This window comes from Metapseudomonas phytobenefica (assembly GCF_043392685.1).
In the GTDB taxonomy this organism is placed as follows: domain Bacteria; phylum Pseudomonadota; class Gammaproteobacteria; order Pseudomonadales; family Pseudomonadaceae; genus Metapseudomonas.
Genome location: NZ_JBHZGM010000019.1, coordinates 16,069 through 41,998 on the forward strand (window position 1 = coordinate 16,069; position 25,930 = coordinate 41,998).

The 25,930-nt window shown below is 64.2% G+C and carries 29 protein-coding genes; 15 read left to right on the forward strand and 14 right to left on the reverse strand.

The window, feature by feature from the left end:
- Positions 1-136 precede the first annotated feature (136 nt).
- The 3 genes from ACFW0B_RS15810 (at position 137) to htpX (ending at position 2,767) form a co-directional block, all read left to right on the forward strand.
- Positions 137-1,348, forward strand: coding sequence for a pyridoxal phosphate-dependent aminotransferase (locus ACFW0B_RS15810; RefSeq protein ID WP_449149698.1), 1,212 nt, complete (start codon positions 137-139; stop codon positions 1,346-1,348).
- Between the two features lie 6 nt (positions 1,349-1,354).
- On the forward strand, positions 1,355-1,807 hold the full coding sequence (locus tag ACFW0B_RS15815; RefSeq protein ID WP_449149700.1) for a hypothetical protein: 453 nt from the start codon (positions 1,355-1,357) through the stop codon (positions 1,805-1,807).
- 87 nt (positions 1,808-1,894) lie between these two features.
- Positions 1,895-2,767 carry a protease HtpX gene (htpX, locus tag ACFW0B_RS15820; RefSeq protein ID WP_449149702.1) on the forward strand — a complete coding sequence of 291 codons (873 nt, stop codon included), beginning with the start codon at positions 1,895-1,897 and terminating at the stop codon, positions 2,765-2,767.
- An 88-nt stretch (positions 2,768-2,855) separates the two neighbouring features.
- On the opposite strand, the gene ACFW0B_RS15825 is transcribed toward htpX, so the two are convergent.
- Positions 2,856-3,512 (reverse strand): thiopurine S-methyltransferase, encoded by a 657-nt coding sequence (locus ACFW0B_RS15825; RefSeq protein ID WP_449149704.1) that lies wholly within the window; start codon positions 3,510-3,512, stop codon positions 2,856-2,858.
- 99 nt (positions 3,513-3,611) lie between these two features.
- Between ACFW0B_RS15825 and ACFW0B_RS15830 the strand changes: the two genes are divergently transcribed.
- Complete coding sequence (locus tag ACFW0B_RS15830; RefSeq protein ID WP_449149706.1) at positions 3,612-4,379, forward strand: DODA-type extradiol aromatic ring-opening family dioxygenase; 768 nt, start codon at positions 3,612-3,614, stop codon at positions 4,377-4,379.
- Between the two features lie 119 nt (positions 4,380-4,498).
- On the opposite strand, the gene ACFW0B_RS15835 is transcribed toward ACFW0B_RS15830, so the two are convergent.
- Positions 4,499-6,166, reverse strand: coding sequence for a DEAD/DEAH box helicase (locus tag ACFW0B_RS15835; protein WP_449149708.1), 1,668 nt, complete (start codon positions 6,164-6,166; stop codon positions 4,499-4,501).
- A gap of 368 nt (positions 6,167-6,534) precedes the next feature.
- Here ACFW0B_RS15835 and ACFW0B_RS15840 point away from each other — a divergent pair, with 368 nt between their 5' ends.
- Positions 6,535-7,326, forward strand: a complete 792-nt coding sequence (locus tag ACFW0B_RS15840) for a crotonase/enoyl-CoA hydratase family protein (RefSeq protein ID WP_449149710.1) — start codon at positions 6,535-6,537, stop codon at positions 7,324-7,326.
- 98 nt (positions 7,327-7,424) lie between these two features.
- On the opposite strand, the gene ACFW0B_RS15845 is transcribed toward ACFW0B_RS15840, so the two are convergent.
- Positions 7,425-8,171, reverse strand: coding sequence for a spermidine synthase (locus ACFW0B_RS15845; protein ID WP_449149712.1), 747 nt, complete (start codon positions 8,169-8,171; stop codon positions 7,425-7,427).
- A gap of 166 nt (positions 8,172-8,337) precedes the next feature.
- On the opposite strand from ACFW0B_RS15845, the gene ACFW0B_RS15850 reads away from it, so the two are divergent.
- The 3 genes from ACFW0B_RS15850 (at position 8,338) to ACFW0B_RS15860 (ending at position 11,805) form a co-directional block, all read left to right on the forward strand.
- Positions 8,338-9,672, forward strand: coding sequence for a flavin-containing monooxygenase (locus ACFW0B_RS15850; protein ID WP_449149714.1), 1,335 nt, complete (start codon positions 8,338-8,340; stop codon positions 9,670-9,672).
- Entirely contained in the window at positions 9,669-10,391 is a 723-nt protein-coding gene (locus tag ACFW0B_RS15855) for a sulfite exporter TauE/SafE family protein (RefSeq protein WP_449149716.1), read from the forward strand. The genes ACFW0B_RS15850 and ACFW0B_RS15855 overlap by 4 nt, the downstream gene beginning before the upstream one ends.
- Positions 10,392-10,455: 64 nt before the next feature.
- On the forward strand, positions 10,456-11,805 hold the full coding sequence (locus ACFW0B_RS15860) for a class II 3-deoxy-7-phosphoheptulonate synthase (protein ID WP_449149718.1): 1,350 nt from the start codon (positions 10,456-10,458) through the stop codon (positions 11,803-11,805).
- A 244-nt stretch (positions 11,806-12,049) separates the two neighbouring features.
- Here ACFW0B_RS15860 and ACFW0B_RS15865 read toward each other — a convergent pair whose 3' ends face one another.
- The 3 genes from ACFW0B_RS15865 to ACFW0B_RS15875 form a co-directional block, all read right to left on the reverse strand.
- The gene (locus ACFW0B_RS15865; protein WP_449149720.1) at positions 12,050-13,258 is read right to left on the reverse strand and encodes a winged helix-turn-helix domain-containing protein; all 1,209 of its coding nucleotides are present in this window, start codon (positions 13,256-13,258) and stop codon (positions 12,050-12,052) included.
- 42 nt (positions 13,259-13,300) lie between these two features.
- Positions 13,301-13,801: a DUF3291 domain-containing protein gene (locus tag ACFW0B_RS15870; RefSeq protein ID WP_449149722.1), complete on the reverse strand. Its 501-nt coding sequence runs from the start codon at positions 13,799-13,801 to the stop codon at positions 13,301-13,303.
- A gap of 76 nt (positions 13,802-13,877) precedes the next feature.
- Positions 13,878-14,117: a DUF1127 domain-containing protein gene (locus ACFW0B_RS15875; protein ID WP_449149724.1), complete on the reverse strand. Its 240-nt coding sequence runs from the start codon at positions 14,115-14,117 to the stop codon at positions 13,878-13,880.
- A 97-nt stretch (positions 14,118-14,214) separates the two neighbouring features.
- On the opposite strand from ACFW0B_RS15875, the gene ACFW0B_RS15880 reads away from it, so the two are divergent.
- Entirely contained in the window at positions 14,215-15,066 is an 852-nt protein-coding gene (locus ACFW0B_RS15880) for a LysR substrate-binding domain-containing protein (protein WP_449149726.1), read from the forward strand.
- A 48-nt stretch (positions 15,067-15,114) separates the two neighbouring features.
- On the opposite strand, the gene ACFW0B_RS15885 is transcribed toward ACFW0B_RS15880, so the two are convergent.
- On the reverse strand, positions 15,115-15,867 hold the full coding sequence (locus ACFW0B_RS15885) for a sulfite exporter TauE/SafE family protein (RefSeq protein WP_449149728.1): 753 nt from the start codon (positions 15,865-15,867) through the stop codon (positions 15,115-15,117).
- Positions 15,868-15,968: 101 nt separating this feature from the next.
- Between ACFW0B_RS15885 and ACFW0B_RS15890 the strand changes: the two genes are divergently transcribed.
- A complete protein-coding gene (locus ACFW0B_RS15890; RefSeq protein ID WP_449149730.1) occupies positions 15,969-16,922 on the forward strand; it encodes a LysR family transcriptional regulator in 954 nt (317 codons plus the stop codon).
- On the opposite strand, the gene ACFW0B_RS15895 is transcribed toward ACFW0B_RS15890, so the two are convergent.
- Positions 16,923-17,432 (reverse strand): RDD family protein, encoded by a 510-nt coding sequence (locus tag ACFW0B_RS15895; RefSeq protein ID WP_449149732.1) that lies wholly within the window; start codon positions 17,430-17,432, stop codon positions 16,923-16,925.
- Positions 17,433-17,581: 149 nt separating this feature from the next.
- Between ACFW0B_RS15895 and ACFW0B_RS15900 the strand changes: the two genes are divergently transcribed.
- Entirely contained in the window at positions 17,582-18,028 is a 447-nt protein-coding gene (locus ACFW0B_RS15900) for a MarR family winged helix-turn-helix transcriptional regulator (protein ID WP_449149734.1), read from the forward strand.
- A 154-nt stretch (positions 18,029-18,182) separates the two neighbouring features.
- Positions 18,183-19,202 (forward strand): alpha/beta hydrolase, encoded by a 1,020-nt coding sequence (locus tag ACFW0B_RS15905; RefSeq protein WP_449149736.1) that lies wholly within the window; start codon positions 18,183-18,185, stop codon positions 19,200-19,202.
- A gap of 58 nt (positions 19,203-19,260) precedes the next feature.
- Here the strand turns inward: ACFW0B_RS15905 and efp are convergent, their stop codons facing one another.
- The 3 genes from efp to ACFW0B_RS15920 all read right to left on the reverse strand — a co-directional run bounded on the left by efp (position 19,261) and on the right by ACFW0B_RS15920 (position 21,330).
- Positions 19,261-19,827 (reverse strand): elongation factor P, encoded by a 567-nt coding sequence (efp, locus tag ACFW0B_RS15910; RefSeq protein ID WP_449149738.1) that lies wholly within the window; start codon positions 19,825-19,827, stop codon positions 19,261-19,263.
- Positions 19,828-19,870: 43 nt separating this feature from the next.
- Complete coding sequence (earP, locus tag ACFW0B_RS15915; protein ID WP_449149931.1) at positions 19,871-21,001, reverse strand: elongation factor P maturation arginine rhamnosyltransferase EarP; 1,131 nt, start codon at positions 20,999-21,001, stop codon at positions 19,871-19,873.
- 119 nt (positions 21,002-21,120) lie between these two features.
- Entirely contained in the window at positions 21,121-21,330 is a 210-nt protein-coding gene (locus ACFW0B_RS15920; RefSeq protein ID WP_449149740.1) for a hypothetical protein, read from the reverse strand.
- Between the two features lie 426 nt (positions 21,331-21,756).
- Here ACFW0B_RS15920 and ACFW0B_RS15925 point away from each other — a divergent pair, with 426 nt between their 5' ends.
- Both ACFW0B_RS15925 and ACFW0B_RS15930 read left to right on the forward strand, forming a co-directional pair.
- On the forward strand, positions 21,757-22,131 hold the full coding sequence (locus ACFW0B_RS15925; protein ID WP_449149742.1) for a helix-turn-helix domain-containing protein: 375 nt from the start codon (positions 21,757-21,759) through the stop codon (positions 22,129-22,131).
- A gap of 479 nt (positions 22,132-22,610) precedes the next feature.
- Positions 22,611-23,276, forward strand: a complete 666-nt coding sequence (locus ACFW0B_RS15930; protein WP_449149744.1) for a YcbK family protein — start codon at positions 22,611-22,613, stop codon at positions 23,274-23,276.
- Between the two features lie 2 nt (positions 23,277-23,278).
- Here the strand turns inward: ACFW0B_RS15930 and ACFW0B_RS15935 are convergent, their stop codons facing one another.
- Positions 23,279-23,482, reverse strand: a complete 204-nt coding sequence (locus ACFW0B_RS15935) for a hypothetical protein (RefSeq protein ID WP_449149746.1) — start codon at positions 23,480-23,482, stop codon at positions 23,279-23,281.
- Between the two features lie 256 nt (positions 23,483-23,738).
- Positions 23,739-23,948, reverse strand: a complete 210-nt coding sequence (locus tag ACFW0B_RS15940; protein ID WP_449149748.1) for a cold-shock protein — start codon at positions 23,946-23,948, stop codon at positions 23,739-23,741.
- Positions 23,949-24,256: 308 nt separating this feature from the next.
- On the opposite strand from ACFW0B_RS15940, the gene ACFW0B_RS15945 reads away from it, so the two are divergent.
- The gene (locus ACFW0B_RS15945; protein WP_449149750.1) at positions 24,257-24,424 is read left to right on the forward strand and encodes a hypothetical protein; all 168 of its coding nucleotides are present in this window, start codon (positions 24,257-24,259) and stop codon (positions 24,422-24,424) included.
- Positions 24,425-24,546: 122 nt separating this feature from the next.
- Here the strand turns inward: ACFW0B_RS15945 and amaA are convergent, their stop codons facing one another.
- Complete coding sequence (amaA, locus tag ACFW0B_RS15950) at positions 24,547-25,833, reverse strand: L-pipecolate oxidase (protein WP_449149752.1); 1,287 nt, start codon at positions 25,831-25,833, stop codon at positions 24,547-24,549.
- Positions 25,834-25,930 lie beyond the last annotated feature (97 nt).

Here is a 25,930-nt window from a genome sequence, read left to right on the forward strand (position 1 = left end):
CCTTTTCGGACCACCGGGCCGCACGTATCATGCGCGACTCATCAGACGCCAGTCTGGCAGTGGCGTTACAGGCTGCCAAGGCGCATCGCTCCCCGTCGCCTCGCGCGACTCTTTCCACTCGGGACACCCACGTATCATGCAGGTCAGCAAATCGAACAAGCTCGCCAATGTCTGCTACGACATCCGCGGACCGGTGCTCAGGCACGCCAAACGTCTGGAAGAGGAAGGCCATCGCATCCTCAAGCTGAACATCGGCAATCCGGCGCCGTTCGGTTTCGAAGCCCCGGAGGAAATCCTCCAGGATGTGATCCGCAACCTGCCCACCGCCCAGGGCTACAGTGATTCCAAGGGCCTGTTCAGCGCGCGCAAGGCGGTCATGCAGTACTGCCAGCAAAAGCAGATCGAAGGCGTGGGCATCGAGGACATCTACCTCGGTAACGGCGTCTCCGAGCTGATCGTGATGTCCATGCAGGCTCTGCTCAACAACGGCGACGAAGTGCTCATCCCGGCCCCGGACTACCCGCTGTGGACCGCCGCCGTGAGCCTGGCTGGCGGCAAGCCGGTGCACTACCTGTGCGACGAGCAGGCCGACTGGTTCCCCGACCTGGACGACATCAAGGCCAAGATCACCCCGAACACCAAGGCCCTGGTGATCATCAACCCGAACAACCCGACCGGTGCGGTGTACTCCAGGGAGCTGCTGCTGGGCATGCTCGAACTGGCCCGCCAGCACAACCTGGTGGTGTTCTCCGACGAGATCTACGACAAGATCCTCTACGACGGCGCCGTCCACGTCAGCACCGCATCCCTGGCTCCGGACCTGCTCTGCCTGACCTTCAACGGCCTGTCCAAATCCTACCGCGTGGCGGGTTTCCGCTCCGGCTGGCTGATCATCTCCGGGCCCAGGCAGCACGCCCAGAGCTACATCGAAGGCATCGACATGCTGGCCAACATGCGCCTGTGCGCCAACGTCCCGGCCCAGCATGCGATCCAGACTGCCCTGGGGGGCTACCAGAGCATCAATGACCTGGTCCTGCCGCCCGGCCGCCTGCTCGAACAGCGCAACCGCACCTACGAGCTGCTCAACGACATTCCGGGCGTGAGCTGCGTCAAGCCCATGGGCGCGCTGTACGCCTTCCCGAAGATCGACCCGAAAGTCTGCCCGATCCACAACGACGAGAAGTTCGTCCTCGACCTGCTGCTTTCCGAGAAGCTGCTGATCGTCCAGGGCACCGCCTTCAACTGGCCGTGGCCGGACCACTTCCGCGTGGTCACCCTGCCCCGCGTCGACGACCTCGAGCAGGCCATCGGCCGCATCGGCAACTTCCTCAAGTCGTATCGCCAGTAACGGCCAATGGACCTGCAGATCGACGACTTCTACAAGGACTGCGCCGCCGGCCTGCTGCAGCTCTATCAGGCCTTCCCGCGGCGCATTGCGCTCTACGTGGAAGACCTGATCGGCCCGTCCGAACCGGATGAGTTCGGCCTGCCCAGCAAGCGCCACGAAAGCTGCCTGGGCGCCCTGCTCTGGCTTGCCGACGAGGGCTACCTGCGCTTCGACAGCACCATCCATTTCGAAGCGCTGGACCAGGCAATCCTCACCGAGAAGGGCTTCCTGCGGATGTCGCGCACGCTGCCCGGCACACTGGCCAACCCCGAAGCCCTGCCCCCCAGCATCCTGCGGGTCCGCGCCAGCCTGGCGCAGCAACTGCGAGAAGCCCTGCGCAGCGCCGACAGCGAACGCCTCGTGCGCCTGACTCGGCTAATCTTCGATAGCAGTACGGACGCCGTGGGCGACATAGTTTGAAATAGTCCCTGGTTGAATACGCCAGGGGCGCCCCTTATATACCCCGCATACGAAACCGCTTTCCGCCGTGAGGAGACCGTTCCAATCATGATGCGCATTCTGTTGTTCCTGGCCACGAACCTTGCAGTCCTGGTGATTGCCAGCATCACCCTGAAACTGCTGGGCGTAGACCGTTTCACCGGCCAGAACTACGGCAGCCTGCTGGTTTTCTGTGCCGTGTTCGGCTTCGCCGGCTCCCTGGTTTCGCTGTTCATCTCCAAGTGGATGGCGAAGATGAGCACCGGTACCGAGATCATCACCCAGCCCCGCACCCGCCACGAGCAGTGGCTGCTGCAGACCGTCGAGCAACTGTCCCGCGAAGCCGGCATCAAGATGCCGGAAGTCGGCATCTTCCCCGCCTACGAGGCCAACGCCTTCGCCACCGGCTGGAACCGCAACGATGCACTGGTGGCCGTGAGCCAGGGCCTGCTGGAGCGCTTCTCCCCCGATGAAGTGAAAGCCGTGCTGGCCCACGAGATCGGCCACGTGGCCAACGGCGACATGGTCACCCTGGCGTTGATCCAGGGCGTGGTGAACACCTTCGTGATGTTCTTCGCGCGCATCTTCGGCAACTTCGTCGACAAGGTGATCCTGAAGAACGAGGAAGGCCCCGGCATCGGTTACTTCGTCGCGACCATCTTCGCCGAGCTGGTCCTGGGCATCCTCGCCAGCATCATCGTCATGTGGTTCTCGCGCCGCCGCGAATACCGCGCCGACGAAGCCGGCGCCAGCCTGGCCGGCACCAACGCCATGATCGGCGCCCTGCAACGCCTGCGTGCCGAGCAAGGCGTACCGGTGCAGATGCCCGACAGCCTGACCGCCTTCGGCATCAACGGCGGCCTCAAGCACGGCCTCGCCGGCCTGCTGATGAGCCACCCGCCGCTGGAAGACCGCATCGAGGCCCTGCGCCGCCGCGGCTGATACGACTCACACTGACTGGGCGGCCAATTGGCCGCCCTTTTTTTGCATGCGCGAAAGGTCTGGTGATTCGCAGCGAATCGCAGCCCAGCTACTTCCTGCGCAGGCGGAACACCGGCTCATGCAGGGCGTCCAGCCCGCGGGAGGCGAACTTCCAGTTATTCCCCAGCACGTCGTTACGCTCCAGCATCTCTACTTCCCAGCCGGCTTGCAGATGCCTGCACACTTCGGTTTCCGGCACCGAGAACGGCGGGCCGTCCATGCGTGCCTGTTCGTAGTCCAGGGTGACCATCAAACCAACGCAACGGGCCGGCAGAATGCGCTGCAAGTGCGCGACATAGTCATCGCGCATGGGCGGTGGCAGGGCGATCAGCGCAGCGCGGTCATAGAGCGCCTGGCACTGGGCGACATCCGCCGCAGTCACGGCGAAGAAATCACCCTGGAGAATCTCGATGGCACCCGCACTGTAGCGGCGCAGCACACCCTGCTGCGTCACCCGAGGCGTCAGCCCCTGCTCGGCGAAGAAGTCCTGCACCGCGCGCTCGGCCAGCTCCACGCCCAGGACCCGGTGCCCCTGCCCTGCCAGCCAGGCCATGTCCAGGGTCTTGCCACAGAGCGGCACCAGTACCTGGCAACCATGGGGCAGCGCCAGTTGTGGCCAGTAGCGTTGCAGATAGGGATTCACCTCGCTCTGGTGGAATCCGATCTGATTCTCCGCCCACCGCGACCGCCAGAATTGCTCGTCCATCACGCCTCCATGAATTCGATCAAACCGCTCAAATATTTATGCTGGAAATCGATATATACAGCCCGGATGATGCCGGAATCCTAGCGGAGGAATTCCGAAATGCTACCCAGCCTGTTCATCTCCCACGGCTCTCCCATGCTCGCCCTGGAGCCCGGCGCAAGCGGTCCGGCGCTCAGGGCCCTGGCTGACTCGCTGCCGCGTCCCAAGACCATCCTGGTGGTATCCGCCCACTGGGAAAGCCATCAGCTGCAGCTCAGCGGCAGCCCGCATCCGGAAACCTGGCACGACTTCTACGGCTTCCCGCCGCCGCTCTACGCCGTGCAATACCCGGCTCCCGGCGCCCCGCAGCTGGCCGAGGAAATCGCCGGCCTGCTGAACGAAGCCGGCTTTCCCGCCGGGGTCGACCCGGAGCGCCCATTCGACCATGGCACCTGGGTGCCGCTGACGCTGATGTACCCCGAGGCCGATATCCCGGTGGCCCAGCTGTCGCTGCCCAGCCGCCTCGGCCCCGCGTTCCAGACCCGTATCGGCCAGGCCCTGGCCAGCCTGCGTGAGCGCGACATCCTGCTGATCGGCTCGGGCAGCATCACCCACAATCTGGGTGAGCTGGACTGGCGCGCCGGCCCCGAGGTGGTCACCCCCTGGGCCAGGGAATTCCGCGACTGGATGGTGGAACGCCTGCAAGCCGACGACGAAGCCGCCCTGCACGACTATCGCAACCTGGCTCCCCATGCCGCACGCAGCCACCCACGGGATGAACATTTGCTGCCGCTGTACTTCGCCCGCGGCGCCGGCAAGCGTTTCGGCCTGGTGCACAGCGGCTTCACCCTGGGGGCGCTGGGGATGGATATTTACCGCTTCGACTGAAGGCTTGAGGGGGAGAATTCATTCGCGAATGAATTCTCCCCCACACAGCCCCCGACTCCCTTCCTCCAGTCGCAAAAAAGCCCCGACGTGCGGGGCTCTCTTGTTTACGGCATCGCGCTTCAGTCTTCGCGGTAACGGCGCAGTTTGAGCTGCTTGCCGGCCACGCGAGTGTCCTTGAGCTTGCCCAGCAGGCGGTCGAGGCCTTCTTCCGGCAGTTCGATCAGGCTGAAGGTTTCGCGAATCTGGATACGGCCGATGGCATCACGGGCAATGCCGCCCTCGTTGAGGATGGCGCCCAGCAGGTTCTTCGCGGCGATACCGTCGCGGGTACCCAGCGCGGTACGGCAGCGAACACGGCCCTCGGCCAGCGGCATCGGCGCACGGCGCTCGCGGTATTCACCACGCTCGCCACCCTCACGCTCGCGGCGCTCGCGGGGCTGGAAGCTCGGCGCCAGGGGCTGTTCGCGCTCCACGTCCGCCAGGTTCAGGGCCTGGCCGTTGGTGGCGCGCTGCAGCAGCGCAGCAGCCAGGGCGCGCGGGGTGCAACCGATATCGGCCACCAGGCGGTCCAGCAGCTCGCCGTACTTGGCATCGGCCTCGGCCACCAGCGGGGTGAGGCTGGTATTCAGTTTCCTGATGCGCGCGTCCAGCACTTGCTGGGCGTTGGGCAGGCGAACTTCCGCGACCTTCTGGCCGGTTACACGCTCGATCACCTGCAGCATGCGGCGCTCGCGCGGGGTCACCAGCAGCAGCGCACGACCATCGCGACCGGCACGGCCGGTACGGCCGATACGGTGCACGTAGGATTCCGGATCGTAGGGCATGTCCACGTTGAACACGTGGGTGATGCGCGGTACGTCGATACCACGGGCAGCCACGTCGGTGGCGACCACGATATCCAGGCGACCGTCCTTGAGCGACTCGATCACGCGCTCGCGCTGGTTCTGGGCGATGTCGCCGTTCAGCGCGGCGGCCTTGTAGCCCTTGGCTTCCAGGGCGCTGGCCAGGTCCAGGGTGGCCTGCTTGGTACGCACGAAGGCGATCAGCGCATCGAATTCCTCGACTTCCAGCAGACGCAGGACAGCCTGGGTCTTCTGGTCGGCGTGGACCATCAGGTGGGCCTGCTCGATGCGTGCCACGGTCTGGGTCTTGGCAGCGATCTTGACGTGCTGCGGGTTGCGCAGGTGGCGTTCGGCGATCGAGCGGATCGACGGCGGCAGCGTGGCGGAGAACAGCACGCTCTGGCGGCTTTCCGGGAGGGCTTCGAAGATCACTTCGAGGTCGTCCATGAAGCCGAGCTTGAGCATCTCGTCCGCTTCGTCCAGCACTAGTTGCTGCACGGTGGAGAGCATCTTGTCATCGCGACGCAGGTGGTCGCAGAGACGGCCGGGGGTGGCCACGATCACCTGGGCGCCCTGGCGCAGGGCCTTGAGCTGCGGCCCCATGGGCGCGCCGCCGTAAACGGCGACCACGTTCAGGCCGGGCATCTGCTTGGCGTAGGTTTCGAAGGCGGTAGCGACTTGCAGTGCGAGCTCGCGGGTCGGTGCCAGGATCAGCGCCTGCGGCTCTCGTCTGGCCGGATCGATGCGCGACAGGATCGGCAGCGCGAAGGCTGCGGTCTTGCCGGTACCGGTCTGGGCCTGGCCAATCATGTCGTGGCCGGCGAGGATCACCGGAATCGACTGGGCCTGGATGGGGGACGGCTCTTCATAGCCGACCGCAGTGATTGCGGCCAGTACATTGGGATGAATGCCGAGCGCGGCGAAAGTGCCGAGTTCCTGGGTCATGGGTCTGCCTCATGTGCATCCGCAAAGACCCTTGTTCCATGGCTGCACATGCCGTGAAGGACCTTGTGGGTCACCCTGGCAGCCTGGTAGAGAATTTGCGTGATCGCTTTATTGGGAATGGATGAAACGTCAAGGGTAGTCCGCAGGCCGGACTTGCAGCCGAAGGCGAAGCGCCTCGGGAAAACGCAGTACTTGAACGGGGCCGTCAATTGGCCGGCGCGCATAATACAGGAAAAATCCTGCTCGGGTGCAGCTTTTTCGGCGCCCCGGCTTCCTCTCCGCCAGACGGTGCGCGGCAATGGACAAGCCCATTGCGCGGGTCTATATCCCTCCTGCCCTCCTGCCATTGCCACGAAGGAAAGCCATCCATGCCCACCAGTTCCGCCGGTCGCGTCAGCCGTGAATTGCGCGGCCACATCATACTGATCGGCCTCGACCGCACGACCAAGCGCAATGCCTTCGACCAGGCGATGCTGGACGACCTGGTCCTGGCACTGGGCGAGTACGAACGGGACGACAACGCGCGCTGCGCCCTGGTCTTCGCCCACGGCGAGCACTTCACCGCCGGGCTTGACCTGGCCGGCATCGGGGACACCTTCAAACAAGGCTGGGAGATGCCACCCGGCTCCGTGGACCCCTGGCGCACCTTCGGCGGCCCGCATCTGACCAAGCCCTTGATGGTCGCCGTGCAGGGCTACTGCTACACGATCGGCATCGAACTGATGCTGGCGGCAGACATCAACCTCTGCGCCAGTAACACCCGCTTCGCGCAGCTGGAAGTGCAGCGCGGCATCCTCCCCTTCGGTGGCGCCACCCTGCGCCTGCACCAGATCGCCGGCTGGGGCAATGCCATGCGCTGGCTGCTCACCGGGGATGAGTTCGACGCCTATGAAGCCTATCGTCTGGGGCTGGTCCAGGAAGTGCTGCCACCCGAAGAGCTGCTGCCCCGCGCCATCTGGCTGGCAGAACGGGTAGCCGCCCAGGCGCCGCTGGGAGTCCGCGCCACGCTGGCCTCCGCGCGCCAGGCCCTCGACGAAGGCGAAAAGGCCGCTGCCGCAGCCTTGCCGGCCGTGGCCAAACGCCTGATGGAAACCGAGGATGCCAAGGAAGGTCTGCGGGCCATGCTGGAACGGCGCGACGGGCACTTCAAAGGAAAGTGACCAATCACCCAGTACCCAAGCGCTCCCACCGATGGGGCTGCTCCGCAGCCCTTGGCGAATGAATTCGCCCCCACAGGAAAGCGGACATCTGCTCCCCGTTAACTCGCCGGCCGTACCACGTCCAGCAGTGATTGCAGCGAATAGCCCAGCACGGGGGCCAGCGCATCAGCCCTGGCCTTGAGCGTGTCGAGATCCAGTGCCTGGTCGAGGTCCGCCGGGACGAAGAGCACCACGTTGCCCTCCTTCACCGGGCACTCCCAGTAGTGGCGGTGGAACAGCCCGCGCAACAGGGCGGCGCCCAGCGGCTTGCCGTCGTCCGCTGCCCACTGGTTGATCACCAGCCAGCCGCCGGGGCTGAGGCGCTTCTGGCAGGCGCCGAGGAAGTTCCAGGCCAGGTGGCCGACGCCCGGCCCCTGGTCGGTATAAAGATCGACGAAGATCAGGTCCGCAGGCTCGGCGCTGTCGAGCAGTTCCAGGGCGTCGCCAATGCGCACGTACAGCCGCGGGTCGTCGGTCAGCCCCAAGTACTCCATGGCCAGGCGCGGCACATCGGGGCGCAGCTCGATCACCTCCACGTCTTCCAGCGGCAGGAACTTCAGGCACGCCTGGGTCAGGGTGCCGGCGCCCAGGCCGAGGAACAGCGCGTTTTCCGGCGCCTCGTGGCACAGCGCCCCCAGCAGCATGGCGCGGGTGTAGTCGTATTCCAGCCATGCAGGATCGGCCACGAATACGCAGCTCTGCTCCACCGCCTCGCCGAATTCGAGGATGCGATAGGGGCCGACTTCGTAGACGCGGATCACGCCGAAATCATCATGCACTTCCGCGAGCAGGCGCTCCTCGGACATCAAGTCATCACTCCTTCAAGGCCGGCGCTGACATTTCGCACCAACCCGGCGCCGCACAGGCGCCTATTGCCATTGAAGCCGGAGCCTGTGCTCCCGGCATAATCCGATCCGCGCCCCAGGGGCGCAAAAACCGCACAAGAATAACAGCGCAGAGGTCGAATCCAGCATGTACGCCATCATCGGCGCGGGCCCCATGGGCCTGTGCAGTGCCCGCCAGTTGCAGAAACATGGCATTCCCTTCGTCGGCTTCGAGCTGAATGGCGATGTCGGCGGGCTATGGGACATCGACAATCCCCACAGCACCATGTACGACTCGGCGCATCTGATCTCGTCGAAGCGCACCACCGAGTTCAGCGAATTCCCCATGGATGCCGATGTAGCGCCCTACCCGCACCACAGCGAAATGCGCCGCTACTTCCGCGACTACGCCCGGCATTTCGATCTGTACAAGCACTTCCGTTTCAATACCCGGGTGCTGCGCCTGGAACGCCTGGAGCACGGCTGGAAGCTGATCAGCGAGCAGGACGGCCAGCGTCGCGAAGAGCATTTCGACGGGGTGCTGATCGCCAACGGCACCTTGCACACCCCCAATCGGCCCGCCCTGCCCGGCCACTTCGACGGTGAAGTGCTGCACTCGGCGGAATATCGCTCGCCAGCCATATTCGAGGGCAAGCGGGTCCTGCTGGTAGGCTGCGGCAACTCGGCCTGCGACATCGCCGTCGACGCCGTGCATCGCGCGGCCTCCGTGGACCTCTCGGTGCGCCGCGGCTACTACTTCCTGCCCAAGTTCATCCTCGGCCGCCCCACCGACACCTTCGGCGGCGCCGTGAAGCTCCCGCGCCGGCTCAAGCAACTGATCGACGGCCTGCTGGTGCGCGCGCTGGTCGGCAAACCGTCGCAGTACGGCCTTCCCGACCCGGACTACAAGCTCTACGAATCCCACCCGGTGATGAATTCCCTGGTGCTCCATCATCTGGGGCATGGCGACATCAAGGCACGTCCGGACATCAGGCAGGTCGAAGGCCGCCGCGTGACCTTCAGCGATGGCCGCCAGGCCGAGTACGACCTGATCCTCCAGGCCACCGGCTACAAGCTGGACTATCCCTTCATCGACCGCGCCCAGCTGAACTGGCCCGAGCGCGCCGGCGCCCCGCAGCTCTACCTGAACATCTTCCATCCCGAGTACGACGACCTGTTCATGATGGGCATGGTCGAGGCTTCCGGGCTGGGCTGGCAGGGCCGCGCGGAACAGGCGGAACTGGTGGCCCTGTACATCCGCCAGCGGCAAGCGCGCAGCCAGCAGGCCGAACGCTTCCGTGCACTCAAGGCCGAACGCGCCAGCCAGCGCCTCGACGGCGGTTATGCCTACCTGGAGCTGGAACGCATGGCGTACTACGTGCACAAGGACAGTTACCGCGAACAGGTGAAGCAACACATCGCCGAGCTCGGCCAGGGGCTGGAACGCGTCCAGCCATTCGTCGGCGTCCCGGCCAGGACATGAGCGACGCCTGGCTCTGGCTGGGCCTGTTCATCCTCTTCGCCTACACCCTGGAGGCCATCACCGGTTTCGGCAGCACACTGGTCGCCCTGTCGCTGGGCGCCCTGCTGCTGCCGATCCATGATCTGCTGCCGGTGCTGGTACCGCTGAACATCCTCATGAGCGGCGTCCTCGCCTGGCGCAGTCGCCAGTTGGTGCAGTGGCGCCTGTTGCTGGTAACCGTCCTGCCCGGCATGCTCATCGGCACCTCGATCGGCTACGGCCTGCGCCCCTGGCTGGATGACGGCCCGATGAAGCTGGGCTTCGGCCTGCTGATCCTCTGGTTCGCCCTGCGCGAGTTGCTGCGCGACGCGCCCCGTGGCCATACGCCGTCCTGGATGACACGCCTGCAGACCGGTGCAGCGGGCATCAGCCATGGCCTGTTCGCCTCCGGCGGGCCCCTGCTGGTCCATGCCCTGGCCGGTACCACGCTGGACAAGGCGCGCCTGCGCGCCACCCTGCTCTGCGTCTGGTTCGGCCTCAACAGCCTGCTGACCCTGGCCTTCCTTTGTGACGGCAGCCTGGCGCCCGCGCTGCCACGCATCGCCACCTACGCGCCGCTGCTCCTGGTCGGCGCGCTGGGCGGGGAATACCTGCACCGGCACCTGGCCGAAGGACATTTCCGCACCGCCATCCACCTGTTGCTCTGCCTTTGCGGCGTGCTGCTCTGCTGGCGCGCCTAGCGCCGCCTCCGGGCCTTTCGGTTACCATGGTTCATCTACCGCAAGCCGCCGAATCGAGACCCTGATGAGCAGCCAAGAATGGAGCCCTGAAAGCTGGAGGGACAAACCCATCCAGCAACAGCCCGAGTACCCGGACGCCACCAAGCTGGCGCATGTCGAGCAGACCCTGGCGAGCTTCCCGCCCCTGGTGTTCGCCGGCGAGGCGCGCGAGCTTCGCCGCCAGTTCGCTGAAGTCACCGAAGGCCGTGCCTTCCTGCTCCAGGGCGGCGACTGCGCTGAAAGCTTCGCGGAATTCTCCGCCGCCAAGATCCGCGACACCTTCAAGGTGCTGCTGCAGATGGCCATCGTCATGACCTTCGCCGCCGGCTGCCCGGTGGTGAAGGTGGGGCGCATGGCCGGCCAGTTCGCCAAGCCGCGCTCCTCCGGCAACGAAACCCAGGGCGATATCACCCTGCCGGCCTATCGTGGCGATATCGTCAACGGCATCGGCTTCGACGCCGCCAGCCGCGTACCGGACCCGGAGCGCCTGCTACAGGCTTATCACCAGTCCACCGCCAGCCTCAACCTGCTGCGCGCCTTCGCCCAGGGCGGTTTCGCCGACGTGCACCAGGTGCATCAGTGGAACCTGGACTTCATCGCCAACTCGGCACTGACCGAGAAATACAGCCAGCTGGCCAACCGCATCGACGAGGCGCTGGCCTTCATGCGCGCCTGCGGCCTGGACAGCGCACCGCAACTGCGCGAAGCCAGCTTCTTCACCGCCCACGAGGCGCTGCTGCTGAACTACGAACAGGCATTCGTGCGTCGCGACAGCCTCACCGGTGGCTGGTACGACTGCTCCGCCCACATGCTCTGGATCGGCGACCGCACCCGCCAGCTGGATGGCGCCCACGTGGAATTCATGCGCGGTGTCGGCAACCCCATCGGGGTCAAGATCGGACCGACCATGGACAGTGAAGAGCTGATCCGCCTGATCGACATCCTTAACCCGGACAACGACCCGGGCCGCCTCAACCTGATCGTGCGCATGGGCGCCGAAAAGGTCGGCGAGCACCTGCCCCGCCTGATCCGCACCATCGAACGTGAGGGCCGCAAGGTGCTGTGGAGCTCCGATCCCATGCACGGCAACACCATCAAGGCCTCCAGCGGCTACAAGACCCGCGACTTCGCGGCCATCCTCGGCGAAGTGAAGCAGTTCTTCGAGGTGCACAGGGCCGAGGGCACCTATGCCGGCGGCATTCATATCGAAATGACCGGGCAGAACGTCACCGAGTGCATCGGTGGCGCCCGCCCCATCACCGAGGACACCCTGTCCGACCGCTACCACACCCACTGCGACCCGCGCCTGAACGCCGACCAGTCCCTGGAGCTGGCTTTCCTGATCGCCGAAACGCTGAAGCAGATACGCCGCTGACGGTCGTTTCGGTTGTTGTGGGCATTCATTCGCGAAGGTTCCATAGGTTGGTCCGAGGTACGAGGCCCAACGCGCCGTGCAAGTCCGCCTGTGTCAGAGTGGCGCGAAGCCAGATGCGCCGCCGGGACGCTGCTTTTCCTGTGGGGGCGAATTCATTCGCCAAGGGCTGCAAGGCAGCCCCATCGATCTTGCATGGCAAACCTGCGGTTCGCTTAGGCAATGAATTCGCCCCCACAAAACAGCTTCAACTGCCCAGGCACGCCTGCAACCGCACCGTTCCCGGCCGCCTGCAGGTAACCGCGACTTCGCCCAGGCCGAGCCAGTCCGCCATGCTTTGCAGGTTTTCCGCCAGCGCCTGCATTCCGGCTTCGCTCAGGCCGTGCTCCTCCTCATGCAGCGCATGCACCGCCAGGCGGTCCTGGGCACGTTCGGCGCGCAGGTCGACTCGCGCGGAAAGGCGCTCGTCGTGCAGGAAGGGCAGCACGTAGTAACCGTACTGACGCTTGTGCTGGGGCGTGTAGATTTCCAGGCGATAGTGGAAGTCGAACAGGCGTTCCGTGCGCGCCCGCTCCCAGATCAGCGAATCGAAAGGCGACAGCAATGCGCTGGCGCGGACCTTGCGCGGCGCCTTGGGCTCGCCCAGGCAATAGGCCGTCTGCTTCCAGCCATCCACCTGCACGTGCTGCAACGCGCCCTCTTCCACCAGTTCGGCCAGGCGCGCCTGGCTGTCACCGGTATCGAGCCGGTAGTAGTCCCGCAGGTCCCGCTCGGTGGCCACGCCAAGGGCCTGGGCGGCGCGCAGCAGCAACTGGCGCTGGGCATCAGCTTCGGGCATGTCGGGCTGGTTCAAGATGTCAGCGGGGATTACCCGCTCCGGCAGGTCGTAAAGGCGCTCGAAGCCCCGGCGTCCGGCGACCGTCACTTCACCCGCGGCGAACAGCCATTCCAGGGCGTGCTTCTCCGCGCTCCAGTCCCACCAGGGGCCGGCGCGTTGTTCCCTTGTACTCAGAGCACCGGCCGCCAGCGGGCCTTGCTCGCGTACCGCCTGCAGGACACGCCGTATTACCGCCTGCTGCTCGAAGCCAAAGCGCGCCAGCTGCTGGTAGATGCCCTGGCCATTCGCTGCGCGGCGCATGCGCCAGCGCATCAGCGGATACAGAACCAGCGGCAGGAGCGACGCCTCATGCCCCCAGTACTCGAACAGCGCCCGGCGCCGGGGCTTGCCCCAGGCCAGGTCGTCCAGCAGTTCGCGGTCGTAGTTGCCCAGACGGGAGAACGCCGGAAGGTAATGGGAACGCACCAGGGCGTTCACCGAATCGATCTGCACGACGCCCAGCGCATCCAGCTGCGCCAGTAATTGCCGGTGGCGGATGGTACCGCGCGGCGCCCGCGCGAACCCTTGGGCCGCCAGGGCCAGGCGGCGCGCTTCGGGAAGGGAAAGGGTCAGCGTCATGGGGCTCCGTGCCGGCAGGGGGAATGACGCTTCACACTAGCATCAGCCCGCCCGGCTTTCGCACTCTGCGTCGAAGGGACCGAAGGGGATTGCCTGGTCCGGCGCGAGAAAACTCTGGCGGAAGGTGAAGGCCTGCGGCGTGGGGCCATTGGCTTGCAGCAACACCAGACGTTGCGCCGCCTCCCGGACGTCCGGCCGGTGTCCCTTGGGCACCCACCAGAGCACCTGATGCATGCCGGAAACGCGCTCGAACCACTCCTTGCGCCGACGCAGCATCTCGACATGGGCCGAGCGATAGACGAAATCGGTGAGGCTGGCCACGTCGCGCCAGACCGAGAGATTGACCAGCACCTCCGGACCGAAGGGACGGATGGCCGTGGCATCGCCCTCCTCGTCCTGCAGCCGCCAGACGAATCCAGGCGCGCTGTCGGCCAGGGTGTTGACCGGCGCCAGGTTGGCGACGAAGTCGGCCATGACCGGGGAATCCAGGGGTGCCTTCATCGAGGCGATGTTCAGTTGAGCCAGTTCGTGGGCGTTCGGCATGTTGCTGTCCTTTGCATCCGTTCATCGGGGTTGCGGCCCGCCTTGCGCTTCACCGGTGGCGGGCCGCATCCTGGTTTCACTTTTTCAGCGGATCTTCCCAGAAGTGACGTTCGGTCTCCTCCATCACATCGGCACGGGAAAGGCCGATGTCCTTGAGCATTTCATCGCTCATCCGCGCGAGCTGCTCACGCTCATGTGCCAGCTGCTCCCAACGCCTGATCGTGTGCCAGGCGGCGGCAAGCCAGCTTTCGCGCTGATGCACTGCACCAAAACGAGCGTCGTGAGAAGTACCGATAAAACCTTGTTGACCTTTCATCGTATTGCCCTCCCAGTGGGGATGGCGCCAGTTTCCATGGGGAACTAAGATCAATCCAACGAATGTTTCTTATGCAGTACATCTCAGGAATTGATGAATGAACTACCCCGCCATCGATACCGAATTGCTGCGCACCTTCGTCGCCATCGCTGACTACGGCGGCTTCACCCGCGCAGCGGAAATGGTCAACCGTACCCAGTCAGCCGTGAGCATGCAGATGAAGCGGCTGGAAGAAGACGTCCTGCAACGCGCGGTGTTCGAGCGCGACGGCCGCCAGGTCAGGCTCACCGCCGAGGGGCAGATCCTGCTGGGCTATGCGCGGCGCATCCTCAAGCTGCATGGCGAGGTGATGAATACCCTGCGCCAACCGCACATGGTGGGTTCGGTGCGCATCGGCACGCCGGACGACTATGTGATGCGCTTCCTGCCGGGCATCCTTTCGCGCTTCGCCCAGGCCTATCCGCTGGTGCAGGTGGAGGTGCATTGCGAGCCCACGTCCCAACTGTTGCAGCGCCAGGACCTGGACTTGTCCATCGTCACCCGCATGCCGGGCCACGACATCGGCGAACTGCTGCGCCAGGAGCGCTTCGTCTGGGCCGAGGCCATCGGCTATAGCCCGCACGAGCAGTCCCCCATACCGCTGGCCATGTTCAACAGCGACTGCTTCTGTCGCGCCTGGGCCTGCAACGCGCTGGATTCCATGGGGCGCGAGTACCGCATGGCCTACACCAGCCCGAGCCTGTCGGCGCTCATGGCGGTGGTCAGCGCGGGCCTGGCGGTAACCGCGCAACTGCAGAGCCTGATTCCCCCGGAAATGCGCATCCTCGGCGAGGCGGAAGGCCTGCCCCAGTTGCCGCTGTGCAACATCATGCTGCTGCGCAACGAGCGCAATCAGTCGCCGGTGACCGATACCCTGGCCGAACACATCATCGAAGGCTTCCGCCTCTGAGTCCGGCTCCATCGTCGGGTGGCCATCCGCGTGGCGGATGCCCACCCGTCACTCGACTGCCAGCAGCACCGCACAAAGCAGCAGGAAGACGCAGAAGAGCGAGCGCAGCACCCGCTCCGGCAAAGCGTGTGCCAGGCGCACGCCCCAACTGATGCTGAGCAGTCCCCCCAGCGCCAGGGGCAGGCCCATGGCCCAGCTCACATGGCCATGCAGCCCGTAGGTGGCCAGGGTCACGGCGGTGCTCGGTGCGGCCAGGGCCAGGGAAAGCCCTTGCGCCACTACCTGGCTGGTGCCGAAGACACTGGTCAATACCGGCGTGGCGATCACCGCGCCGCCCACCCCGAACAGGCCACCGGCCGCGCCCGCCACGCCTCCCAGCACGCCCAGCCAGGGCCATGGCCGGCGCAGTTCGGCGCTGACCTGGGCCTTGGCCATGAACATCCGCGCGAAGTTATAGGCAGCCAGGGCCAGCAGGAAGCCGACGAAGGCCAGGCGCATGCTCTGGGCATCCACCCGCACCGCGAACAGCGAAGCCAGCCAGGCGAATCCGAAGCTGGTGGCGGCCAGCAGCGTTGCGTAGCGCGGATCGATGCGATTGCGCTGGTGATAACGCCACAGGGCCAGCAGCACGTTGGGCACCACCATCACCAGTGCCGTGCCCTGGGCCAGTTGCTGGTCGAGCCCGAACAGCACGCCCAGGGCGGGAATGGCGATCAACCCGCCGCCGATACCGAAGAGGCCGCCCACAGTGCCGAGCACCGCACCCAGCGCAATGTTCAAAACAAAAGTAACGAGATCCATGACGCCTCCCAATCAGTTGGAGCAATGCTACGCAGCGCCAATTGCCGCGGAAACGCACAGCAACGCACAATGGCTTTGCGAACTTCGCACAGGCAAAGCTGATGAACCCCGATGCCCTGACTGAACAACTGGCGCTCTTCCTCGACGTGCTGGACGCCGGCAGCTTCTCCGCCGCCGCCCGCCGCCACCCACTCACCCCCTCGGCCGTGGCACGGCGTATCGACGCCCTGGAGCGCGCTCTCGGCAGCACGCTGTTCGTGCGCAGCACCCACGCCGTGAAAGCCACCCCGGCGGGCCTTGCCTTTGCCGAACGGGCAAAGCGGGTGCTCACGGAATTGCGCCTGGCCCGCGCGGAAGCGGTGTCCCTGAGCAGCGCGCCGGAGGGACTGATCCGCATCGATGCGCCCAGCCCTTTCGGCCGCCGTCACCTGGCACCGGCCATCGCGGAGTTCCTCGCCAGCTATCCCGGCCTGGACGTGCAATTGCGGCTGATCGACAGTTTCGTCGACATGCAGGGTGAAAGCCTGGGCCAGGTGGACCTGGTGCTGCGTATCGGCCCCCTGGCCGACACCCGTCTGGTCGCCACACCGCTGGCGCCCATGGTGCGCGTCCTCTGCGCCAGCCCCGAGTACCTGCGCCGACGCGGCATCCCCCGCGACCCGCGGGAGTTACCGGAACACGATGGCCTCGACTGGGACGCGCTGGCGCCACCCTTTGCCTGGCGCTTCGAGGTAGGCGGCAAGCTGCAGCACATTCGCCCCGGACGCATGCGCATGACCGCGAACAACGCCGAAACCCTGGTATTCAGTGCCCTGGCCGGACTCGGCATCGCCCACCTGCCAACCTGGCTGATCGGCGAATACCTGGTACGCGGCGAACTGGTGGCGCTGTTCTGCGAAGACGGCCTGCCGGCGCCGGAGCCCAGCGGCATCTATGCCTTGCGCCTGGAGGGGGAAGCCAGTTCGCGAAGCCGGCTGTTGCTGGAGTTCCTGAAGAACCGTTTCGGCCCGGTTCCGCCCTGGGACCTGGCCCTGGGCGGCCTGGGCCGGGCCTGATCAGCGCGGCAGTTGCACCACGCGGGTACCCGCCATCAGGTCATGCAGGCAGCGGCGGTCGGCGCGGAAGATGAACAGGTAATCCACCATCACCAGCAGCACGCCGATCACCGGGACGTACGCCAGCAACCACCAGACCAGGTAGCGCTTGAGCAGCAGGTTACCCAGCTCCGGCACCTGGCCGTCGAGGTTGACGATGGCGATCTTCAGCAGGCGTTTGCCGAGCGTCTGGCCGAAGTTCTTCAGGAAGTGGCCGTTGACCAGCAGGAACACCGCCACGCCTACCACCAGGCCCAGCAATTGCTGGCCCAGGGTCGGCTCGATACCTTGCTGGGCGGCGGTGAAGGCACCGGAGAAGTACGCCACTGGAACCGTCGCCAGGCTCATGATGAGGCCGTCGATCAGGGCCGCGCCGAGGCGGGTCCAGCGTGACGCAAGCAGGGGCTGGGCGGCGCTGTTGATCGTGAGTTCCGCCTGGGGCGCCTGATAGGGGTTTTGCAGGTTGTCCATGATGCAGTCCTTGCAGAGGTTGACCGGGCAATTGTGGTGCCTTGCGCAGGCAATGCAAGATCGCCAGGGTTGGCGTGGGAAACATGAATTTTGCCCGCGAAAGGCTTGCGCGCTAAATTGGTCACCATCACTGCCTCTGGAGACCGTCCATGTCCACCCCCCCGTGCAAGGAGCTGATGCTCGACAACCAGCTCTGCTTCGCCCTGTATTCCACGTCCCTGATGATGACCAAGGTCTACAAGCCCCTGCTTCAGGAGCTGGGCCTGACCTATCCGCAGTACCTCGCGATGATGGTGCTGTGGGAAGGCGACGGCATCACCGTGGGGGAAATCAGCCACCGCATGCTCACCGACCCCGGCTCCCTCACCCCGCTGCTCAAGCGCCTGGAAGCCGAAGGGCTGATCACCCGAACCCGCAGCAGCAAGGACGAGCGCGTGGTGGAGCTGCGTCTTACCCAGCAAGGTCGGGACTTGCAGGAAAAGGCCAGGCGGGTGCCCGCCTGCATCCTCGCTGCCACCGAACGCACCATCGAGCAGCTGGGCGACCTCAGGGAAGAACTGGTGTCCCTGCGCAGCAGTCTGGAAAAGGCCGTCTGACGGCCTTATTCCAGAATCTTCTGATCGATATTCAAAATATTTCCAACAAATATCTTGCGCGCAAAATAAATCGCGAATACCTTCTGCCTCACGCACTTAATTAGCGCGCAAACTTTTTGATGACAAAGCAATTCATAGATTGAGGAAATCCGCCATGAAATCGATCAGCAGCGCAGTCGCAGGCAGCCTTCTCGCCCTCTCCGTGACCCAGGCTTTCGCCGCCGGCAGTCCTGGTGTGGAACGCAATACCCAGGCCTTCCTTGAAGCCCTGGCCGCCGGTGGTGGCAAGCCGCTGGAAACCCTTGCACCGAAAGATGCCCGCGCGGTGCTGGCCGGCGCCCAGGCCAGTGTGAAGCTGGAACTGCCGGCAGCCGACGTCAGCCAGAAAACCATCGAAGCCGACGGCCAGAAAATCGAGCTGACCATCGTCCGCCCCGCTGGCGTGAAAGGCACCCTGCCCGTCTTCATGTTCTTCCACGGTGGCGGCTGGGTGCTGGGCGACTACCCGACCCACGAGCGGTTGATCCGCGACCTGGTGGCCAACTCAGGCGCCGTGGCGGTCTACGTGAACTACACCCCCTCCCCTGAAGCCAAGTACCCGACCGCCATCAACCAGGCCTACGCCGCCACCAAGTGGGTGGCCGAGCACGGCACGGAAATCGGCGTGGATGGCAACCGCCTGGCGGTGGCCGGAAACAGCGTCGGCGGCAACATGGCCGCGGTGGTCAGCCTGATGGCCAAGGACAAGGGCACGCCGAAGATCCGCTTCCAGGCCCTGCTGTGGCCGGTAACCGACTCCAGCTTCAACAATGCGTCCTACAACCAGTTCGAGAACGGCCACTTCCTCACCCGCAACATGATGAAGTGGTTCTGGGACAGCTACACCACCGACCCGCGCCAGCGCGCCGAAATCTACGCCTCGCCGCTGCAGGCTTCGACCGAACAGCTGAAGGGCCTGCCGCCGGCACTGGTGCAGACCGCCGAGTTCGACGTGTTGCGTGACGAGGGCGAAGCCTACGCCCGCAAGCTTGACGCCGCCGGCGTGGAGGTCACTTCGGTGCGCTACAACGGCATGATCCACGACTTCGGCCTGCTCAACGTGCTGGCCAAGGTTCCGGGCACCCGTGCCGCCATGCAGCAGGCCGGCGAAGCGCTGAAGGAACACCTGAAGTAAAGAAGCGGAAACGAAAAAGCCCGGCGCATGCCGGGCTTTTTCTATCTCACAGCAAGACTCAGGCCTTGACGCGGGACTTGTACTCGCCGGTACGGGTGTCGATCTCGATGAAGTCACCGATTTCGCAGAAGGCGGATACTTGCAGCTCGGCGCCGTTGTTCAGGCGAGCCACTTTCATCACCTTGCCGGAGGTGTCGCCACGGACAGCCGGTTCGGTGTAGGCGATCTGGCGAACGATGGTGGTCGGCAGTTCGACGGAGATAACGCGATCGTTGTAGAACACGGCTTCGCAAACGTCGGTCATGCCGTCTTCGATGAAGGTCATGACGCCTTCCAGGTCGGCCTTCTCGATCTCGTACTGGTTGAACTCGGTGTCCATGAACACGTACAGCGGATCGGCGAAGTAGGAGTAGGTCACTTCCTTGCGTTCAAGGATGACCGGCTCCAGCTTGTCGTCGGCCTTGAACACGGTCTCGGTGCCGGCGCCGGTCAGCAGGTTCTTCAGCTTCATCTTGACCACGGCAGCGTTGCGGCCGGATTTGTTGAACTCGGCCTTCTGGATGACCCAGGGAGCGCCATTGATCATTGCAACTTGGCCGGCGCGGAACTCTTGAGCGGTTTTCATACGATTATCCGATTTGGATGGGTGACAAAAAACAGGCCGCGTATCATAGCCGCTTTGTACAAAACTGCACCAGACCCGCTGCAAGGTCGGTGCGGGCTGCCTGTTCCCGGCACCAGCGCTCTGCATGCAGGGAAAGCTCCGGCCACTGCGCCAGCAGGGCATTCCAGGCCGTTCCCATGCCTTCGCCACGATTCCACGCCCGCCAGCCTTCGGTCAGTGCCGCAGCCGCGTCCGGGGACAGATCACGGCAGTAGAGGGCGAGGAACGCCTCCAGCTTGTCCCAATGGGCGCCCTCCTCCTGCTGGTAGATGTGCCAGAGCAGCGGCCGCCCGGCCCACTGGGCACGGATGAAGGAATCCTCGCCGCGCACTGCGTTGAAATCGCAGCACCAGAGAATCCGGTCGTAGTCATCCTGGCTGACGAAAGGCAGGACCTGGATCGCCAGGTTTCCACGACGCAAGCGTGCACCCGCGCTCAGCTTTTCCTCCCCCAGCCAGGCCGCCAGGTCCGCCAGTACGCGACCGACCGGCACCAGCAACTGCACGGGCCGCTCACCGGTCGCCAGGACGTCGAGCCAGCCGGCAAGGGCAGCGTTCTCGTAGGCGAAGAGCGAAATGAGCAAGGCGTCCGCTTCCAGCTCCACCCCCAGCTCCTCGAGGAAGGCCCGGCGCGCTTGTGGATCGGCCTGGAAGGCCTGGCGACGCTCCACCAAGGCGTTTTCCCGCAATAGACCGCCAGTACCCTCGATGAAGCCGGGGAAATAGAACGCCTTCTGCAGGCCATTGGGCTGGAAAGATGGCAGGCCGTGGCAGCCGGCCACCCAGTCTTCGGCGCTGAGGTATTCCAGGTTCAGCCAATGGGGTTTGTCGGTGCGGGCAGCCATGGCCGCGAGGTAAGAGGTAGGCAATTCGCAGGCAAAGGCTTCGATCACCACATCCGCCGGCTCTACCGCCGGCCAGTCCTTGCACCAGTGACGAATCTCCACGCCTTGCTGGTATTGGCTTTCCGCCTCGGGATCGGCCTGTGGGCACAGGGGCGCAAAAACCGCCGGCTCATCCACCCAGAGGCGCACCGCCTGGTCGTGTTCGGCCACCAGTTGGCGAGCCAGGCGCCAGGTCACGCCGATGTCGCCAAAGTTATCGACGACGTTGCAGAAGATGTCCCACTTCACGATGCGGATTCCCGAAGAAAACCGCAGTTTACCCAAGCCCCCGGTACACAAACAAAATGCCCGCCATGAAGGCGGGCCAAGGGGAGCATGGTGCCGAAAAGTGTTTGCGGAAAACCGGTGCCTCAGGCGGCCAGACGGTGCGGGTTGCCTTGGCGGCGGGCCAGTTCCAGCAGCCAGATCGCCCTGCTGGCGCCAGCCGCTTCGCGGTTGGTGAAGGGGCCGGAACGCATCACGCCATCCACGACGACGAACCAGCAGGCCATGTGGCCTTCGGCCCGAAGCGACTCCGGAACCGCGGTACCTACCAGGGACATGACATCGACGTGGGACATCGCCTTACCTCCATCGGTTTGCATGGGGCAAAGACTACGAGGGGCACCTTTTCGGGAGAAATCAGTTGGCTCAATAGTGGCTATACATCGACCTGATGAAGCCCCTGGCCACAGACGCGGGCAGCGGCAGGAGCACGATCTCACCCGGGCGGCCCGGTAGCCCGGCGCCATCTGCAGACCATGGGACAGGCGCGCCACGCCGGATCACGACTTCCGGCGTCAGGATCCTTCACCACCCGGCAGATCGCGCTGCCGGGCGGCCATTGCCCTGGTGGCGAACCTCCCCCGCCCTTGCGGGTTTTCCTCATCATCCTTGAATGCCCTTGGCAATCCGTCGATTGCGGCCTACCATAATCACGTTTCGCTAATAGCGCAAACACGATAAGTGAGCCAAGGACGATTCATTCCGTCATTAAGATTCGCGGCATGAATACGCTTGGATCGCGCATTGCGCACTACAGAAAGCTGAAAGGACTCTCTCAGCAGGCCCTGGCCAACGAGTGCGGGTGGGAATCCCAGTCCCGGGTCGGCAACTACGAGCGGGATACCCGCGAGCCCTCGTTCGAAGACCTCAGGCGCATCGCCAAAGCGCTGGAGGTATCGCTCAACGACCTGCTCAACCCTGTCATGCAGATCGCCGAATCCGAAGAAGGTCGTTACGACCCGGAACAGAACCTCAGCCCCCGCTCACGCCAGGTGCTCGATCGCCTCACGCTTGCCGCCACCGAAGGCCGGCTGGTCGAGCAGGACCTGATCCTGCTGGAACAGATCGCCCGTCGCCTGGAAAAACCCGAAGACTGATTCGAACCGACCCTTTCCTCCGGTTGCCTGTCTCAAGGACATGGGAAAAGCGTTTCCCGCACCTCGAGAGGTACCGCCCATGCTTGCCAATGTCGTGAAAATCGCGCTGCTGGCCGTGGTACTCGCCAACACTGGCGGCTGCATCATCCATCACCATGATCGCGACCATGACCGTGGAGGCTGGGACAGCCACCGGGATCACGATGACCGGGACGGTCACAGACACCGCAGAGGTCATCGCTGAGCAGCAAAAAGCCCCCGTTTGCGGTAATGCACTGGGAAAGCGCCGCAGGAGCCAGCTTGCTGGTGAATGGGTGATGTGCCGGAACGCTTCGCCAGCAAGCTCGCGCCTACCACTCCCGCGGCAACCCCGAACTGAGCTGCATTAGCGTATTTGCCGGGCTTCTTCGCAGATCTTCTGCAAATTTCGCAGCCGGGTGTATAGTCGAACACCTCGTCCTCCCTGCGAGCGGTCGACCATGGCTGCTGCCACTTCCGGACTATCCAGACGCCAGGTACTCCAGGCCATCGCCGCCCTCGGTGCCGCGCTGGTCACAGGTGATGCCCTGGCCTCCCGGATCGACGTGAGCCTGCGCCCGCGCAACCTTCACGCCCGCCTGCTCAACCGCGATCGGCACCTGCGCCTGGAACGTCCGGCATCCGGCGAAGTCGTCACCTTCTGCTATTTCCGCAAGGGCAAGGGCTGGGACCTCGACGGCTACCACCAGGGCTGCCGCATCCTGCGCGACGTGAAGTACAAGCGCACGGTGAAGATCAACGTCAAACTGCTCGACCTGCTGTTCCTTATCCAGGCCTGGCTGCGCATCAACAAACTGCCCACACGCATCCTGGTCAACAGCGGCTATCGCACCCCTCAACACAATGCCACCCTGGAAGGCGCCGCCCGCCACTCCCTGCACATCCGCGGCATGGCTGCCGACATCCGCATTCCCGGCGTGAGCGTCGAGCGACTGGGCAAGCTGGTCCGCGCCATTGGCGCCGGCGGCGTGGGCTTCTATCCGTCGAAGGGATTCATCCACGTCGATGTCGGCCGCGTCAGGACCTGGCGCGTAGCCGCCCTGGTGGAGCCGGGGCAGGAAGAATGGGCGCTGGCCGTGCTCGACCAGGGCGAACACTTCGCCTGAGATCAGTCGAAGTCGGCGCAGTCAGCACAGACGAAATGGCCGCGCCGATCGACGCTCCCGGTCAACTCACCGCAGTACCCACACTCCCCTTCCGATGCATCGAGCGGGTCGAGTTCCTCGTCATCGAAGAACTCGTCGTCCAGGTCATCGTCGTTGTCCAGCAGGTGGTCGTGCTCGGGTTCATGGAGGTCGAGATCTTCATCCATAGCGCGGTACCGTTAGGGGTCGAAAGGTCGCGGACTATAGCGCCGCGCCAGGGCGAGGTCGATATTCGGCCATCGGCTCGCCGGCCATGACAGAAAGCTTCGTAGGTTGGTCCGAGGTACGAGGCCCAACGCTACAAGGCGAGGCCGCTGCGTTGCGGTTTCGCAGGTTCTACCCAATTTCAATCGCGATCGAATTCGCTCCCACCCGAAACAAAAAAGCCCCGCGGATGGCGGGGCTTCTTTTTGGAGCGGGAGGTTACAGGGCGCGAACCTGTTCAGCCTGAGGGCCTTTCGCCCCGGCAGTGACGATGAAGCTCACGCGCTGACCTTCGTCCAGGGACTTATAGCCGTCGCTTTCGATCTGGCGGAAGTGGACGAACACGTCCGGCCCCTGCTCGGGGGTGATGAAGCCGAAGCCTTTCTCGGCGTTGAACCATTTGACGGTACCGTTTTGGCGAGTTGCCATGATGTTATCTCCAAGGTGCGGGAATAGCGGTCAGGCGAAGGCCTGGCCAGGACTGGATGCGAAGTGAAGGGTGCCGAGGAGATGGAACATCGAAAGGACAGAACATCAAAACGGTGCCGCAAGACTGAGCAGGCAGTGGCGGCAGAATACAGGTTCCGGGGAGATTGGAAAGCCCTTTCTGTATCGCCGGCTATTTGAGGGAGCGATTCGGGACGGTCGGTCGATTATCCGGGTCGGAACTGGAGCGAGTCTGTATAGTTCCTGGCGGGCCGTTCCCTCCGGCGGCTCACTACCCCAAAGGTGACTTCATGTCCGATGCAGCAATACGCCGTACACGTTCCGAACTGGACGAGCAGACCAGGGCCTTCCTGTCGAAGGGCGGCGAGATTACGGAAGTGCCCACCGGCAAGAGCGGGTGGAATCCAGGCCGCCAGAAGTCGCAATGGACCAAGGCTCAGGCGAAGAAGCCTGAATAGTGATTCAAGGCGGGCCGCTGGCCCGTTTTTTGTGCCCAATGCACAAGGTCGTCGGGGTGACCCTGTGTATCTCAGTGGAGCGGACAGCCAGGCCTATCCGCTTCCACTGGCTGATGCTCAGGTCAGAGGATCACTCGCAGGCACTGACCGGCGTGGTACAGCGAAAAACCAGCCTCATAGAAGCAGCTGCGCAGCCCTGCAGTTCGCAAGGTTTTCATCCGGGTGAACGGAATGGGTAATGCGTCTGGATTGTCCTGCAGCAGGTAATCCGCCAGTGCCCGGCCCACCACAGTCCCGGTAGTGTTGCCTCGACCGTTGTAGCCGGTCACGGCCACCACACCCGGGGCAGGCTCGAAGAACCGCATCAGGTGGTCCGGAGTGAAGTCAATGCAACCGGTCCAGTGCACTTCCCAGTCGACTTTCCCCAACTGCGGGAAGTAATGCCCCTGAATGCGGTCGGCCCAACTTCGAACGAACCATTCCGGCTTGTTATCAGCCTTGCCCAGGCTGCCCAGCAGGAGCCTCCCGTCAGCATCGCGGCGAATGCTGCTGAGCACGGTACGGGTGTCCCAGGAACCTTGGCCGTGGGGAAGGATGGAGTCGGCAGCTGCACCGGACAGCGGTACCGAAGACACCTGGTAGTAATAACCACGGAAGAAGTTGCGCCGGACCTCTGTCCAGTCCCCCTCGGTGTAGGCCCCCGTAGAGATGACCACTTTGTCGGCGGATACCGAGCCGCGCTCGGTACGGACCAGCCAACCATTGGCCTCCCGTTGCAGCTCGGTCACTGGCGAATGCTGAAAGAGCCTCCCCCCCAACCGAATCACGGCCTCCGCCAATCCCTTGGTGTAGCCCATGGGGTTGATCGTGCCGGCACGCCGGTCCAGCAACGCCCCCGTGATCTTGTCCGTGCCGCAATATTCTTCGCAGCGGGAGCCAGTCAACAGCTCAACGTCCGCACCTCGCCGCTTCCACTGCTCCTCACGCGATTTCAGGTCGGCCAGGCCAGCAGCGTTATGCGCCATGTGGAGGGTGCCATCGTTGCGCGCCTGGCAGTTGATCCCGTAGCGTTTGATTGCTTCAAACACCTTCGCAGGGGCATCACCCAGCACCTTGTTCAGACGCTTGCCGTACTTCTCGCCCAGGGTCGCTTCAACGTCATCAGGCTTGATCCAGGTACCGGCATTGACCAGACCGACGTTACGACCCGAACCGCCATGGCCAACCTCGAATGCCTCCAGCAAGCAGACCTTCTTTCCATCCTCGAGAAGGTGCAGCGCAGCTGAAAGACCGGTTATCCCGCCACCGATGACGCACACATCAACTTTGATATGGCCCGCCAACGCACCGGCTTGAACTTGCGTGGACGTTACCTTCTCCCAGAGACACTTTTGCTGAAAACCGCTCATGGAGCCTTCCTCTTCAAACTTCTTTATTGATTGAGCTTCTGGCGTGCGACTTCTGCTCGCAGCCGTGACTGGATAAGCAGAAACAAATAAAAAGCCC